Here is a 14,981-nt window from a genome sequence, read left to right as displayed (position 1 = left end):
AAATAAAGTGTTAAAAAAACAAACAGTTTGGTTATTAACGATGTTAAGTTTAGTTGTTGTACTATCTGTGTATTACGTGACAACTCCTGACAAAATGAATACAGCATCGCCGGCAACAGGTGAAAAGATTGGACAAGAAAAACAAGGTACTGATAAAGCAGTAACAAACGAAGCACCTAAAGAAACTCCGAAAAAAGAAAATACAAGCAAGGAAACAACAAATAAAGAAACAGACAAAAAAGAAAATGCAAAAAAAGAAACAAGTAAAAAAGAGGGCAATGTATCAGTTCAATCAAGTGATGAGAATTTCACAGCTTTACGTATGCAAATGGAAGATCAGCGTAGTGAACAAAAAGCAAAATTACAAGAAGTGATGAGTTCAACAAAAGCTTCAGCGACAGAAAAGAATAAAGCAAAAGAAAATTTTGATGCCATTACGACAATGGAAACGAAGCAAGAATTACTTGAGACAGTAATTAAATCTCAAGGAGGATATCCAGATGCTCTTGTAAGAGCTGATGGTACTGACATTAGAGTAACGGTTAAAGCGGCAAAACATTCACAGAAAGAAGCAAATAAAATTATTCAACTTGTAAGAAGTGAAGGCGGATCAAAAGATGTAGGTGTGAAATTTGATCCACCAGCGAAATAAGTGAAACTTTAATCCGCAGGGATTTCCCTGCGGATTATTATCTTTTATTAAGCAAAGGGTATGCAAATAGTAAAATAGAGTATGTAAGTAAATGTGTGAATAGAAAAAAGCTATCATTTTCGATAGCTTTTTTCTATTTCGTCTTTGTAGTTATTTTTACTATGTTCAACTCGGAATGGAGAAACACGTTGCGAGTAAAAGATTAATGGTTCATGGTACTGATGATTACTTTTTCCGGATTTGACGTGGATGCAAAGAACACATGCCCAAACGATTACAGCAGGTAAAAAGAGAATGAGCCATATCATATTTCCACACCTCGACACAATATATTTTCTACACTTTGAACATACTATTCTTATATGAAGGAATGATGAACGGCGTGTAAACAAAAAAAAAATATTTGGTAAAAATATGTTATTGACTATAGGTGTAGTGAAGAGTGGAGAGGGAATGGCATGTTTGCTGTGTAACGTTTTGCTAAAGTAGTGAATGTTTTTTAAGAAGTGGTCTTGCCAATTTCATGTGAAACTTGGTATTATTACTAGGTATTAAATTTTTATTGGAATAATATTTTTACAGGAGTTTCGATTTATTATAAAGAAATATAAATTGGAATGTTTAAAAAATTTATCGTAAGATGGAAATAGTAAATATTTCTATTAGTTAATGAAATATATTTTCTAATAGAATACATCGTATTTTTACAGTCAATCTAGTTTTCGTGACGAGAATCTGTAAAAACGGGACAAACAAGAGTATGGGAGTGGATTTTACATGTTTAAAATTCAAGAAGTTCGTGAATTAATTAAATTAATTGATAGCTCTAATATTGATGAATTTGAATACAAAAAAGACGGTACAACAATCAAAATGAAAAAGCGTGGTAATGAAGTTGTTGCTGTGCAAGCACCTGCAGCAAAACAAGCTATGCAACCAGTAGCGCCTGTTGAAGTTGAAACGACAGTAGCAGCAGCGCAAGCAGAAGCGCCAAAACAAGAAGAGAAGAAAACTGTTCAAGATGAAAACCTACATAAGATCATCTCACCAATGGTAGGTACATTCTATTCTTCTTCTTCACCTGATACACCTCCATATGTAAGTGTTGGGGATAGAGTATCGAAAGATTCTATCGTATGTATTGTCGAGGCTATGAAGTTATTTAACGAAATTGATGCTGATGTAGAGGGCGAAATTGTTGAAATTCTTGTTAATAACGGACAGCTTGTTGAGTATGGACAACCGCTATTTCTTGTAAAAGCGTAATAAGGGAGTCTTTGTGATGATAAAAAAAGTATTAATAGCCAATCGTGGGGAAATTGCTGTACGAATTATTCGTGCTTGTAAAGAAATGGATATTGAAACAGTTGCAATTTATTCAGAAGCAGATAAAGAGTCACTTCACGTACAGATTGCAGACGAGGCGTATTGTGTAGGACCAACGATTTCGAAAGAAAGCTATTTAAATTTGACGAACATTATTAGCGTTGCGAAGTTAACAGGCTGCGATGCTATTCATCCGGGATACGGATTTTTAGCAGAGAATGCAGATTTCGCAGAGTTATGCCGTGAATGTAACTTGATTTTTATCGGTCCAAGTCCAGAAGCTATTTCAAAGATGGGCACAAAAGACGTTGCTCGTGATACAATGAAAGAAGCAGGGGTTCCGATTGTACCAGGTTCACAAGGGATTATTAAAAATACCGAAGAAGCGATCGAGCTTGCTAATCAAATTGGATATCCAGTTATTATTAAAGCGACTGCAGGTGGTGGCGGAAAAGGTATTCGTGTTGCACGCCATGAAGAAGAGCTTATAAAAGGAATTCAAATTACACAGCAAGAAGCTAGTACCGCTTTTGGGAACCCTGGTGTATACTTAGAAAAGTACGTTGAAGATTTCCGCCATGTTGAGATTCAAATAATGGCAGATACACACGGAAATGCCATTCATTTAGGAGAGCGTGATTGTACAATTCAGCGCCGTTTGCAAAAACTATTAGAAGAAAGTCCATCACCTGCACTTGATGAAGATATTCGCAAGCAGATGGGTGAAGCGGCAGTTAAAGCGGCGGTAGCGGTTGATTATACAGGTGCTGGTACGGTTGAGTTTATTTATGAATATAAAACGAAAACCTTTTATTTCATGGAGATGAATACGAGAATTCAGGTTGAGCATCCGGTTACTGAAATGGTAACGGGAATGGACTTAATTAAAGAACAAATTCTTGTTGCTTCAGGAGAAAAGTTATCGTTACAGCAAGAAGAAGTACAATTTAATGGTTGGGCAATTGAATGTCGAATTAATGCGGAAAACCCTGCCAAAAAATTTATGCCATCTCCAGGTAAAGTAGAAATGTACTTACCACCAGGAGGATTTGGTATTCGCGTCGATTCAGCTGTATATCCGGGATATTCAATCCCACCTTTCTATGATTCGATGGTTGCTAAATTAATTGTTCACGGAAAAACACGTGAAGAGGCAATTGCAAAAATGAAGCGCGCACTTAGTGAATTTGTCATTGAAGGCGTACATACAACAATCCCGTTCCATTTGCAATTGCTAGATCATCCTGATTTTGTAAAAGGTGAGTTTAATACGAAATTTTTGGAAGAGCATGAACTTGTGACGCAGTGATACATTAAAGGAGGTTTTTTTCATGGCTGAACATATGTTAGATATGGGTCAAGATACAACTCTTGGTAAAGTAGAAATTGCACCAGAAGTAATTGAAGTAATTGCAGGTATTGCAGCTGCTGAAGTAGAAGGTGTAGCGGCAATGCGCGGTAATTTTGCTACAGATGTTGTTGAGAAGTTAGGTAAGAAAAATCATGGTAAAGGTGTAAAGGTTGAATTAGCAAACGAAGATATTATCGTTGACCTTTATGTTGTAATGTATTTTGGTGTAGCAATTCCAGTTGTTGCACAAAAGATTCAAGACAATATTCGCCAAGCACTCTTTACGATGACAGGACTTGAGCCAAAAGAAGTGAATGTTCACATCGTTGGCGTAACATTCGAAACACAAAAAACAGAAATCGAACCAGTGTAAGAATGAAAAGGTGCCTAGTAACATAGGCATCTTTTTTATCGTTTCATTTCTTCACAAATTACAACCCTCTAATTATTATACTATTTCAAAAAATAAGAAATAAACAAGAAAATGTGTCGTTTTTCCAAAAAACGTACATTGTGATAAGATATGGAACTTGAAGTTAATCTTTTTATTATTTTTCAGCCTTGTAACCCGTGTGTGAAACGATAAATTGTGTTATTATCATTGTATTATAAGGTTGGAAAATCAATGAAAACTGTAAGAGTAAGTGAATTGACGGCTTATAAATTATAATAATATAACAAAGTATAAGGAAAGACTTGAAGCATAAAGGAGAGTTACAATGAAACGTAGGACGGCTAGAGAAAGAGCAATGCAAGCATTATACCAAATGGATATTACAGGTGAATTAGAACCGAAAGTAGCAGTGGAAAACACGCTAGATGAAGGCGAAGAAACAAATGAGTTTCTAGAGTCACTTGTAGTAGGTTTTGTAGAAAATAAAGAAGCAATCGATGAAGCGATTCGTCAAAACTTAAAAAAGTGGAAGCTTGAGCGTATTAGCATTGTTGATCGCAGTATTTTACGTGTAGCTGTGTATGAAATGAAATACATGGAAGAAATTCCACACAACGTAACAATTAACGAAGCAATTGAAATTGCTAAAACATTTGGGGATGAGGAATCTCGTCGTTTTATTAACGGCGTTTTATCTAATATAAAAGATACACTGTAAATTCTTTAAGGGGGAATCTTAAAATGGTAGCAGTAATCATCAAAGGAAATGAAGTTGCGGAGAAAAAACGAGCACAATTAACAGAAGAAGTTGTGAAGTTGAAAGAGCAAGGTATTGTACCAGGGTTAGCAGTTATTTTAGTTGGAGAAGATCCAGCATCTCGTTCTTATGTGAAAGGAAAAGAAAAAGGCTGTGAACAAGTAGGGATTTACTCAGAGCTAATTGAACTTCCTGAAACAATTACTGAGGAACGTTTGCTTGCTGAAATCGATCGCTTAAATGGCGATGACCGTATTAATGGCATATTGGTGCAATTACCTTTACCAAAACATATTGAAGAAAAAGCTATCATTGAAAGAATTTCACCAGAAAAGGATGTAGACGGATTTCACCCAATCAGCGTGGGACGTATGATGACGGGACAAGATACATTCCTTCCATGTACACCGCATGGTATTGTAGAATTAGTAAAAGAAACAAATCTTGATATTTCTGGAAAACATGTAGTAGTAATTGGAAGAAGTAATATTGTCGGTAAACCAGTGGGGCAATTGTTTTTAAATGAAAATGCAACTGTCACATATTGTCATTCTAAGACGCAAAATATGAAAGAGTTATCGAAGTTAGCTGATATTTTAATCGTAGCTGTTGGACGACCTAAAATGATAACAGCGGATTATATTAAAGAAGGAGCGGTTGTAATTGACGTTGGTGTTAACCGTTTAGAAACAGGAAAACTTTGTGGTGATGTTGACTTTGACAACGTGTTAGATGTTGCGAGTTACATTACACCTGTGCCAAAGGGTGTTGGTCCAATGACAATCACAATGCTTCTTCATAATACTGTTGAATCTGCCAAACGTGCAGGTGTCGTTTGTAAATAATTTGAGTCGGCTATGAGGAGAGAGAAATGGAGAAGCAATATTTAACCGTTACAGCGTTAACACGCTATATAAAAACAAAAATAGAATATGATCCGCATTTGCAGTCTGTTTGGTTAAAAGGTGAAATTTCCAACTTTAAAAATCATAGCCGTGGCCACATGTATTTTACATTGAAAGATGAAAATGCAAGAATCGCAGCGGTTATGTTTGCGGGTCATAATCGTAATATTAAATTCAAACCTGAAAATGGGATGAAGGTACTCGTGAAAGGGAAAATCTCTGTTTACGAGGCGAGTGGTTCTTATCAAATTTATATTCAAGACATGCAGCCTGACGGAGTCGGAAATTTACATTTAGCGTACGAACAGTTAAAAGTTCGCTTAGAAGAAGAAGGACTTTTTTCTCAAGTTTATAAAAAAGCAATTCCTCCTTACGCTAAAACAATAGGTGTGATTACGTCGCCAACAGGAGCAGCGATTCGTGATATTATAACAACGATTAAACGTCGTTATCCAATTGGGAATGTTATTGTATTTCCGGTACTTGTACAAGGGGAGTCAGCGGCTCCCTCGATTGTACAAGCGATTCGTACAGCGAATGAAATGGGAGAGATAGATGTACTAATCGTTGGTCGTGGTGGAGGTTCTATTGAGGAATTATGGGCTTTCAATGAGGAAATGGTTGCAAGAGCAATCTTTAAGAGTGAAATTCCTATTATTTCGGCAGTAGGCCATGAAACGGATTTTACAATCGCAGATTTTGTTGCAGATTTACGCGCGCCAACACCGACTGCAGCAGCTGAGCTAGCAGCACCTAATATTATAGAGTTACAAGAAAAGGTATTACAAAGAACTCTGAGATTGCAAAGAGCAATGAAAGAGTTAGTACATAAAAAAGAAGAAAAACTACAAGTGTTGCAAAAATCGTATGCGTTCCGTTATCCAAGACAAGTATATGAGCAAAAGGAAGAGCAATTAGATAGAGCGCTAGAACAGCTTGTTTTAGCGAAAGAGCGCTATATTGATAAAAAGGTGAATCAGTTAAAGCAACTTTCATTTTATTTAGAGAAGCACCACCCATCTCAAAAAATTATTCAAACGAAGGTAGCTGTTGAAACTTTGCAAAAGCAATTACAACGTGAAATGCAAACGTTACTTCAAACGAAAGAATTTGCCTTTGTAAGAGCTGCTCAAAAACTTGAAGCGTTAAGTCCGCTTAAAGTAATGATGAGAGGGTACGGGCTTGTATATGATGAAGAGAAGCAAGTGTTAAAAAGTGTGAAAGATGTAAGCCTTGGAGATGCTGTTTCAGTTCAATTACAAGATGGAATACTAGATTGTAGCGTATCAGGCATAGAGGAGCGTGAATTGAATAATGGAAAATAAATTAAGCTTTGAAGAGGCAATTTCGCAACTTGAGCATCTTGTTTCTAAGCTAGAACAAGGTGACGTACCTTTAGAAGAAGCGATTTCTTATTTTAAAGAGGGTATGGAATTATCTAAGCTTTGTGATGAGAAGTTGAAGAATGTACAAGAACAAATGGCAGTTATTCTTGGGGAAGATGGAGAGCTTGAACCGTTTACTGCTTTAGGAGATGAAGCATAGTGACGATTGCTTTTGATACTTTTTTGAAGGAAAGTAAAACTTTCGTAGAAGAGAAACTTGTAAGCTATGCAAATGAATTACAATGTCCAAATGTACTTCGTGAAGCGATGGCATATTCTTTAGAAGCGGGTGGAAAACGTCTCCGCCCGTTACTTTTGTTTGCAACATTACAAGCGTTTGGGAAAGAAAGAAATCTTGGAGTAGGTGCAGCTTGTGCTCTTGAAATGATTCATACATATTCGTTAGTTCATGACGATTTACCTTGTATGGATGATGATGATTTAAGAAGAGGAAAGCCCACAAATCACAAAGTATTTGGTGAAGCGATGGCAGTTTTAGCAGGAGATGGCTTATTGACGTATGCTTTTCAAGTTATTATGGCATATGAGCAAAAAGAAATTTCTGCAGAAAAAAAAGTAAGACTTGTACTTGAACTTGCAAAAGCAGCAGGACCAGAAGGAATGGTTGGCGGACAAGTGGCAGATATGGAAGCTGAAGGGAAACGCCTTACGATTGATGAATTGGAGTACATCCATAAACATAAGACCGGAAAACTGCTTGAATTTGCTGTACTTGCGGGTGCGATACTTTCTGATGCGACAGAAGAGCAAGAAGAAAAGTTGCTTACGTTTGCTAAATATATCGGTCTAGCTTTCCAAATTCGAGACGATATTTTAGATGTCGAAGGCACCGAAGAAGAGATTGGAAAACCGATTGGTAGCGATCTTTCTAATGAAAAGAGCACATATACGACGTTGTTTACTGTAGATAGAGCAAAGGATATTTTAGAAGAAACAATTGCAGAAGCAAAAGGTACAATTAGCTCCTTGCAATTACAAGATGAATATTTACTATCTATTTGCGATTTGATTGCAAAACGTAATAACTAATATAACAGCGTTTTCATTTGTTGAGTCATTCATCATTTTATGATATAAATGTAGGAAAAGGTTTTTCTTTTCTTGTTATTGGCAAAAATATATGTAGATTACATTGCCGTTATCACTTCGTGTTAGCGGCTATTTTTTTCATCGCCTAAAGAAATATGGTTTATAATAGGATTAAGGCGCAATAGACTGGTTAATAGCGGGACAAGACGAAAAATAGAAAAGAGAATTTCTTGTTTTGTGTAAATGTTTTTTATAATATTTGACATGTTGACAGATTATGAAATGAAAGTGAGTGATCCATGTGGATCTAACGCAAATTCAAAACCCTAGTTTTTTGAAAGATATGTCTATCAGTGAACTAGAGGGATTGAGTGAGGATATTCGTAAGTTTTTAATTGAAGAGCTCTCTCAAACAGGTGGACATATTGCACCTAATTTAGGTGTAGTAGAACTCACAATTGCTCTGCACAAATTATTTGATAGCCCGCAAGATAAATTTTTATGGGATGTAGGACATCAATCCTATGTACATAAAATTTTAACTGGACGCGCGAAAGAGTTTGGTACATTAAGGCAATATCAAGGTCTATGTGGTTTCCCGAAACGTTGCGAGAGTGAGCATGATGTATGGGAAACTGGTCATAGCTCGACTTCGTTATCGGCTGCAATGGGAATGGCTCTGGCACGTGATTTAAAGAAAACGAAAGAATATGTTATACCAATTATTGGAGATGGTGCTTTAACAGGTGGAATGGCCTTAGAGGCATTGAACCATATTGGACATGAAAAAACAGACATGATTGTTATTTTGAATGATAATGAAATGTCAATTGCACCAAACGTTGGTGCGCTTCATAATGTACTCGGTCGTTTACGTACCGCAGGAAAATATCACTGGGTAAAAGATGAGTTAGAGTATATATTAAAGAAAATCCCAGCAGTTGGCGGGAAAGTGGCTGCGACAGCAGAGAAAATAAAAGATAGTCTTAAATATTTACTAGTATCTGGTGTCTTTTTCGAAGAGTTAGGCTTTACATATTTAGGTCCAGTCGATGGGCATGATTATGAAAAGTTATTCGAAACGTTGCAATATGCAAAGAAAACAAAAGGCCCAGTACTTGTTCACGTTATTACGAAAAAAGGAAAAGGTTATAAACCGGCTGAGAGTGACGTTATTGGAACTTGGCATGGAACAGGACCTTATAAAATTGAATCAGGTGACTTCGTTAAGCCAAAAGAAGTTGCACCAGCATGGAGTGCTGTCGTTAGTGAAACAGTACTTAAGCTAGCGAGAGCGGATGAGCGTATCGTAGCAATTACACCTGCAATGCCTGTTGGATCAAAACTTGAGAAATTCCAAAAAGAATTCCCAGATCGTATGATTGATGTAGGTATTGCAGAACAGCACGCTACAACAATGGCAGCAGGTATGGCAACGCAAGGAATGAAGCCATTCTTAGCAATTTATTCGACATTTTTACAAAGAGCATATGACCAAGTTGTTCATGATATATGCCGCCAAAATTTAAATGTTTTCATCGGAATAGATCGCTCGGGATTAGTAGGAGCAGATGGTGAAACGCATCAAGGCGTATTTGATATCTCATTCTTACGTCACTTGCCGAATATGGTGCTTATGATGCCGAAAGATGAAAATGAAGGGCAACATTTAGTTTATACGGCGATGCAATATGAAGATGGACCAATCGCATTGCGTTATGCTCGTGGTAATGGACTTGGCGTTCATATGGATGAAGAATTAAAGGCGATTCCAATCGGTACGTGGGAGACGTTAAAAGAGGGTACACAAGCAGCTATTTTAACGTTTGGTACGACAATACCAATGGCAATGGAAGCAGCTGAGCGTCTTGAAAAAGCTGGGGTTTCAGTGAAAGTAGTGAATGCTCGCTTTATTAAACCAATGGATGAAGCATATTTACATGATCTTCTAGGGAAGAATATACCGATTTTAACGATTGAAGAAGCTTGTTTAATCGGTGGTTTTGGAACAGGAGTAGTTGAATTTGCATCTGAAAATGGTTACCATAGTGCATTAGTTGAACGAATGGGTATTCCAGACCGCTTCATAGAGCACGGAAGTGTAACAAAATTATTAGAAGAAATTGGTTTAACGACAGATGCTGTTGTAGACCGTATTCATACAATGATTCCATCAAAACAAAAAAGGGCGTAACAAATGAGCGTAAAAAAAGAAAGAGTAGATGTACTATTAGTAGAGCGAGGACTTATAGAAACGCGTGAGAAAGCAAAGCGCGCCATTATGGCCGGACTCGTATATGCAAATGAGATGAGACTTGATAAGCCAGGAGAGAAAATCTCGCAAGATACTGAGATTACGGTGAAGGGACAAGTTATGCCGTATGTAAGTCGTGGTGGTTATAAACTTGAAAAGGCATTAGAGACATTTCATCTTGATTTACAAGATAAAGTTATGATAGATATTGGTTCATCAACTGGTGGCTTTACAGATTGCGCGCTTCAAAATGGAGCGAAATTATCTTATGCATTAGATGTAGGATACAATCAACTAGCGTGGAAATTACGTCAGGATGAGCGTGTTGTTGTAATGGAACGAACAAACTTCCGTTACGTGACACCAGCAGACTTAGAACGTGGTTTACCTCAATTTGCAAGTATTGATGTTTCATTTATATCATTAAAGCTTATACTGCCAGTTTTAAAAACAATGCTTATGCCTAACGGAGATGTAGCAGCGTTAATTAAACCGCAGTTTGAAGCTGGAAGAGAGCAAGTTGGGAAAAAAGGTATCGTTCGTGATAGAAAAGTACATGAAGCTGTTGTAGAAATGATTGTCGATTTTGCTTTAAAAGAGGGCTATGATGTGGAAGGTTTAACATTCTCACCAATTACGGGTGGGGATGGTAATATTGAATTTTTAATTCATCTGAAATGGCATGGTGAACGTGAGAATGGCGAAAATCATTCTCCGATTTCTATAGAGCAAGTTGTTACAGAAGCACATGACGTTCTAAAACAAAAAGGGAAAGGGGAATAACATATGTTGTTCCTCTTTTTGCTGTAATTGTATAATGATTGTAAAAACAATTGTGTACAAGAAACGAATTATAAGTTAACATAAATAAGTGAAGTATACCAATGTTTAAACTATGGTAAGAGATAGTGTGAGGTGCAAATGTATGAATAAAGGTCAGCGCCATATTAAAATCAGGGAAATTATTGCAAACAAAGAAATTGAAACACAAGATGAATTAGTTGATATTTTACGTAATGAGGGATTTAATGTAACGCAAGCAACAGTATCGCGCGATATTAAAGAACTGCACTTAGTGAAGGTGCCATTACATGATGGGCGCTATAAATATAGCTTGCCAGCAGATCAACGATTTAACCCGTTACAAAAATTAAAACGAAATCTAGTGGATTCATTTGTAAAATTAGACACGGCAGGACATATGCTTGTGCTAAAAACATTGCCTGGTAACGCTCATTCACTTGGAGCACTTATTGATCATTTAGAGTGGGATGAGATCATCGGAACCATCTGTGGTGATGATACTTGCTTAATTATTTGCCGTACACCTGACGATACAGGTGTTGTCTCTGATCGTTTCTTAAATATGTTGTAACAAAAAATCTTGTTTGCTTTCCATCGTAAAGTGGGAAGTGAACAAGATATTTTTATTGGTCAAAAATATGATTTTTCAATTGTAATATAATATTTTGTTTGCATAAAGTTAGAAAATAGATGGATTGACCCGTAAAACAAATGTTTGGTACAATGAAGCGGGTTAGAAGAGTATATACATACAAATATATAGCATGATTATTTGAATAAAGAAATGAGAAAATCCTTTAGTAAGGGATTATTTTATAACGAGGTGAATGGGGCATTGTTATCGGAATTATCGATTAGAAACTTTGCTATTATTGAAGCATTAAATATTTCTTTTCAAAAAGGTTTAACGGTTTTAAGCGGTGAAACAGGGGCCGGAAAATCGATTATTATTGATGCGATTAGTTTACTTGTAGGTGGCCGTGGGTCAGCAGAATTTGTTCGATATGGAACAGAAAAGGCTGAGATTGAAGGGCTGTTTTATGTTGAAGATGATAAGCATCCATGTATTGAAAAGGCAGAAGAGTTAGATATAGAAATAGAAGATGGCATGATTATTTTAAAGCGTGATATTGCTGCGAACGGGAAGAGTGTATGTCGTGTAAATGGGAAGCTTGTTACACTTAGCATATTAAAAGAAATTGGGAAAACACTTGTTGATATTCATGGACAGCATGAAACGCAAGATTTAATGAATGAAGAACGACATCTGTTTATGCTTGATCACTTTGATGGGGATCGAATCGTTAAACAACTAGACATATATCAAAACGTATACGCTGACTATGAAAAATTAAAAAAACAATTGAAATCGTTAAGTGAAAATGAACAACAGATGGCACATCGCTTAGATTTAATTCAATTTCAGCATGAAGAAATTCGCAAAGCTGATTTAAAGATGGATGAAGAAAATGAATTAACTGAGGAACGATTGCAAATTTCTAATTTTGAAAAGATTTATAAAGCATTAGGTGATGCATATCGTTCATTGAGTGCTGACGGACAAGGATTAGATAATGTAAGAAGCGCAATGGGACAAATGGAAAGTATTACACATTTAGATGAAATGTATCAAGAGAATCATGATTCAATTGCAAATAGCTATTACTTATTAGAAGAGGTTGCATATCAACTGAGAGAAAAGCTCGATATGATGGAATATGATCCAAATCGTTTAGATGAAATCGAAACACGTTTGAATGAAATTCGTATGCTAAAGAGAAAATATGGAAATACTGTAGAAGAGATTTTAGCGTATGCAGATAAAATTGAACAAGAAATATTTACAATTGAAAATAAAGACGTTCATATTGAAACGACGAAGAAACAGTTGAAGGAATTAGAAAGTGTTATTCTGAAAGAAGCAACGTTGTTAAGTAATATGCGTCATGAGCTTGCAGAACACCTTACAAATGCAATTCATCAGGAATTAAAAGAATTATATATGGAAAAAACGAAATTTGAAGTGAGAATTATGAAGAGAGAAGGAAATGCAGAAGAGCCCCTTGTGGAAGGTGCACCGGTAAGACTTACGGCAGATGGTTACGATCATGTGGAATTTTATATTTCGACCAACCCAGGAGAGCCGCTAAAACCACTTTCAAAGGTTGCTTCTGGCGGAGAGTTATCTCGTATCATTTTAGCTTTAAAAAGCATTTTTTCTAAGCATCAAGGGGTTGCATCTGTTATTTTTGATGAAGTGGATACGGGTGTAAGTGGCCGGGTCGCACAGGCTATTGCTGAAAAAATTTATCGAGTATCAGTAAACTCGCAAGTACTTTGTATTACGCACTTACCTCAAGTAGCTTCAATGGCAGATTCGCATTTATTTATTCGAAAACAAGTAGCGAATGATCGGACAATTACATCAGTTACTGTTTTAACTATGGAGGATAAAGTAACAGAAATAGCTCGAATGATTTCTGGTGTGGAAATCACAGATTTAACGACGGAGCATGCGAAAGAATTACTTACGCAAGCGCATCATTTTAAACAGACAGCAGAGGCTATCCAGTAATGGATAGCTTTTTTTCTCAAATGACGATTTCTTAATTCTTCCGGTTATAAATAAAGCATTGCAAGGAGAGATTAAAAAGTGAAGCCAAGAGGCTGAATGTGGGGTAGGAGCGAGGAGAGTGAACAAGTTGAAATTAGAAAAATTTCGAAAAATAATAGGTCTTTGTCTCCTTGTTTCTTTAGTTTTTATTGGATGTTTTAAACCGCTTCGAACGTTTATTTCATCACCGAAACAACTTGTTGTTTTTGAAGGACAACAATCAGAAATATCATCATTACCAGTTTTCAAAGCTTCATCCACAAATCGTCATGTATTTACAGTGAGTTCGAATGAACAAAAACAAGGACTTATGGTAAATTCTCATCAAAATGGTGAAGCTGATATGGTATTTCAGCTTGCGGGTTTTCCAGTGAAAAAAGTAAATGTGAAAGTGTTAAAAGATTTTAAAGTGATTCCAGGTGGACAATCAATTGGTGTGAAATTAAATACAAAAGGTGTACTTGTTGTAGGCCATCATTTAATTCAAACTGAAAAAGGTAAAATATCTCCTGGTGAAACAGCAGGTGTACAAATTGGAGATATGATTACTGAAATTAATGGTAAAACAATTGAAAGAATGAGTGATGTAGCACCGTTTATTCATAATAGTGGAGAAACAGGTGAACCGCTTAATCTTGTATTGTTAAGAGATGGAAAATATATTCGTACGAAGCTAACTCCACAAAAAGACAACGGTGAATCGTCTTATCGAATTGGCTTGTATATCCGTGATTCGGCAGCTGGAATTGGAACGATGACATTTGTTCATCCAGATTCTATGAAATATGGGGCACTTGGTCATGTTATTTCTGATAATGATACGAAAAAGCCGATTCAAGTCGAAGATGGACAAATTATGCGCTCGACAGTTACATCAATTGAAAGAGGTAGTCATGGGAATCCAGGGGAGAAATTAGCAAGATTCTCACCAGACCGTGAAGTGATTGGCAATATTACAATTAATAGTCCATATGGTATTTTTGGAAAATTAAATACGAATATGAAAAACGGTATAATGGATAAAGCAATGCCTATCGCATTATCTCATCAAGTAAAAGAAGGACCGGCAAAAATATTAACAGTTATTGATCAAGATAAAGTAGAAGCGTTTGATATTGAAGTCGTTAGTACAGTGCAGCAAAAATTCCCAGCCACAAAGGGTATGGTAATAAAAGTAACAGATAAACGTCTATTAGCGAAAACGGGCGGTATCGTACAAGGAATGAGCGGAAGTCCAATTGTACAAAATGGAAAAGTAATTGGTGCTGTTACACATGTATTTGTAAATGATCCAACATCCGGATATGGTGTTCATATTGAATGGATGTTACATCAAGCTGGAATTAATATTTATGATCAAGAGAAAAAAGCGAGCTAATACATATTAGCTCGCTTTTTCTCTTGAAAAATTCGTTGAAATTTTGTAAAAGCTCCGCAAGAGGTGTTTTTTGTTGTAAAATAAAAGAAAAGGGTTGAACGTTTCGTTGTA

At 36.3% G+C, this 14,981-nt stretch carries 15 protein-coding genes; 14 read left to right on the top strand and 1 reads right to left on the bottom strand.

The annotated features are described in order from the left end of the window. The first annotated feature begins 7 nt into the window (after positions 1-7). On the top strand, positions 8-652 hold the full coding sequence (locus tag ACUXVC_RS21090; protein WP_000914710.1) for a SpoIIIAH-like family protein: 645 nt from the start codon (positions 8-10) through the stop codon (positions 650-652). 113 nt (positions 653-765) lie between these two features. Here the strand turns inward: ACUXVC_RS21090 and ACUXVC_RS21085 are convergent, their stop codons facing one another. Then, the gene (locus ACUXVC_RS21085) at positions 766-960 is read right to left on the bottom strand and encodes a hypothetical protein (RefSeq protein ID WP_002000935.1); all 195 of its coding nucleotides are present in this window, start codon (positions 958-960) and stop codon (positions 766-768) included. Positions 961-1,429: 469 nt separating this feature from the next. Between ACUXVC_RS21085 and accB the strand changes: the two genes are divergently transcribed. From accB to spoIVB, 13 genes are all read left to right on the top strand, one after another. Next, complete coding sequence (gene accB, locus ACUXVC_RS21080; RefSeq protein WP_144465062.1) at positions 1,430-1,918, top strand: acetyl-CoA carboxylase biotin carboxyl carrier protein; 489 nt, start codon at positions 1,430-1,432, stop codon at positions 1,916-1,918. Between the two features lie 16 nt (positions 1,919-1,934). Next, positions 1,935-3,287 carry an acetyl-CoA carboxylase biotin carboxylase subunit gene (gene accC, locus ACUXVC_RS21075; RefSeq protein ID WP_000592870.1) on the top strand — a complete coding sequence of 451 codons (1,353 nt, stop codon included), beginning with the start codon at positions 1,935-1,937 and terminating at the stop codon, positions 3,285-3,287. A gap of 22 nt (positions 3,288-3,309) precedes the next feature. After that, on the top strand, positions 3,310-3,702 hold the full coding sequence (locus ACUXVC_RS21070) for an Asp23/Gls24 family envelope stress response protein (protein ID WP_000807630.1): 393 nt from the start codon (positions 3,310-3,312) through the stop codon (positions 3,700-3,702). Between the two features lie 346 nt (positions 3,703-4,048). Then, positions 4,049-4,441, top strand: coding sequence for a N utilization substance protein NusB (gene nusB, locus ACUXVC_RS21065; protein WP_000830247.1), 393 nt, complete (start codon positions 4,049-4,051; stop codon positions 4,439-4,441). A 23-nt stretch (positions 4,442-4,464) separates the two neighbouring features. Then, positions 4,465-5,325: a bifunctional methylenetetrahydrofolate dehydrogenase/methenyltetrahydrofolate cyclohydrolase FolD gene (folD, locus tag ACUXVC_RS21060; protein WP_144465061.1), complete on the top strand. Its 861-nt coding sequence runs from the start codon at positions 4,465-4,467 to the stop codon at positions 5,323-5,325. 26 nt (positions 5,326-5,351) lie between these two features. Continuing rightward, complete coding sequence (gene xseA / locus ACUXVC_RS21055) at positions 5,352-6,710, top strand: exodeoxyribonuclease VII large subunit (protein WP_000415244.1); 1,359 nt, start codon at positions 5,352-5,354, stop codon at positions 6,708-6,710. Then, positions 6,700-6,930, top strand: a complete 231-nt coding sequence (gene xseB / locus ACUXVC_RS21050) for an exodeoxyribonuclease VII small subunit (protein ID WP_000428423.1) — start codon at positions 6,700-6,702, stop codon at positions 6,928-6,930. The genes xseA and xseB overlap by 11 nt, the downstream gene beginning before the upstream one ends. Next, positions 6,930-7,820 carry a (2E,6E)-farnesyl diphosphate synthase gene (gene ispA, locus ACUXVC_RS21045; RefSeq protein WP_144465060.1) on the top strand — a complete coding sequence of 297 codons (891 nt, stop codon included), beginning with the start codon at positions 6,930-6,932 and terminating at the stop codon, positions 7,818-7,820. Before xseB ends, ispA begins: the two co-directional genes overlap by 1 nt. Before the next feature lie 301 nt (positions 7,821-8,121). After that, the gene (gene dxs / locus ACUXVC_RS21040; protein WP_000366452.1) at positions 8,122-10,014 is read left to right on the top strand and encodes a 1-deoxy-D-xylulose-5-phosphate synthase; all 1,893 of its coding nucleotides are present in this window, start codon (positions 8,122-8,124) and stop codon (positions 10,012-10,014) included. Between the two features lie 3 nt (positions 10,015-10,017). Next, a complete protein-coding gene (locus ACUXVC_RS21035) occupies positions 10,018-10,857 on the top strand; it encodes a TlyA family RNA methyltransferase (RefSeq protein WP_000111872.1) in 840 nt (279 codons plus the stop codon). A 142-nt stretch (positions 10,858-10,999) separates the two neighbouring features. Next, entirely contained in the window at positions 11,000-11,449 is a 450-nt protein-coding gene (argR, locus tag ACUXVC_RS21030; RefSeq protein WP_001032580.1) for an arginine repressor ArgR, read from the top strand. A gap of 264 nt (positions 11,450-11,713) precedes the next feature. Continuing rightward, a complete protein-coding gene (gene recN, locus ACUXVC_RS21025) occupies positions 11,714-13,453 on the top strand; it encodes a DNA repair protein RecN (RefSeq protein ID WP_000947734.1) in 1,740 nt (579 codons plus the stop codon). Between the two features lie 118 nt (positions 13,454-13,571). Continuing rightward, on the top strand, positions 13,572-14,870 hold the full coding sequence (spoIVB, locus tag ACUXVC_RS21020; protein WP_002000940.1) for a SpoIVB peptidase: 1,299 nt from the start codon (positions 13,572-13,574) through the stop codon (positions 14,868-14,870). Positions 14,871-14,981 lie beyond the last annotated feature (111 nt).

This window comes from Bacillus sp. N6, from assembly GCF_052805735.1.
The sequence above is the reverse complement of the archived record's forward strand: the minus strand, read 5'-3'. Positions and strand labels throughout refer to the sequence as shown.

Coding starts and splice junctions, on each gene's coding strand:
- ACUXVC_RS21085 (WP_002000935.1), bottom strand. CDS start 960: ATGATATGGCTCATTCTCTTTTTACCTGCTGTAATCGTTTGGGCATGT.
- accB (WP_144465062.1), top strand. CDS start 1,430: ATGTTTAAAATTCAAGAAGTTCGTGAATTAATTAAATTAATTGATAGC.
- accC (WP_000592870.1), top strand. CDS start 1,935: ATGATAAAAAAAGTATTAATAGCCAATCGTGGGGAAATTGCTGTACGA.
- ACUXVC_RS21070 (WP_000807630.1), top strand. CDS start 3,310: ATGGCTGAACATATGTTAGATATGGGTCAAGATACAACTCTTGGTAAA.
- nusB (WP_000830247.1), top strand. CDS start 4,049: ATGAAACGTAGGACGGCTAGAGAAAGAGCAATGCAAGCATTATACCAA.
- folD (WP_144465061.1), top strand. CDS start 4,465: ATGGTAGCAGTAATCATCAAAGGAAATGAAGTTGCGGAGAAAAAACGA.
- xseA (WP_000415244.1), top strand. CDS start 5,352: ATGGAGAAGCAATATTTAACCGTTACAGCGTTAACACGCTATATAAAA.
- xseB (WP_000428423.1), top strand. CDS start 6,700: ATGGAAAATAAATTAAGCTTTGAAGAGGCAATTTCGCAACTTGAGCAT.
- ACUXVC_RS21035 (WP_000111872.1), top strand. CDS start 10,018: ATGAGCGTAAAAAAAGAAAGAGTAGATGTACTATTAGTAGAGCGAGGA.
- argR (WP_001032580.1), top strand. CDS start 11,000: ATGAATAAAGGTCAGCGCCATATTAAAATCAGGGAAATTATTGCAAAC.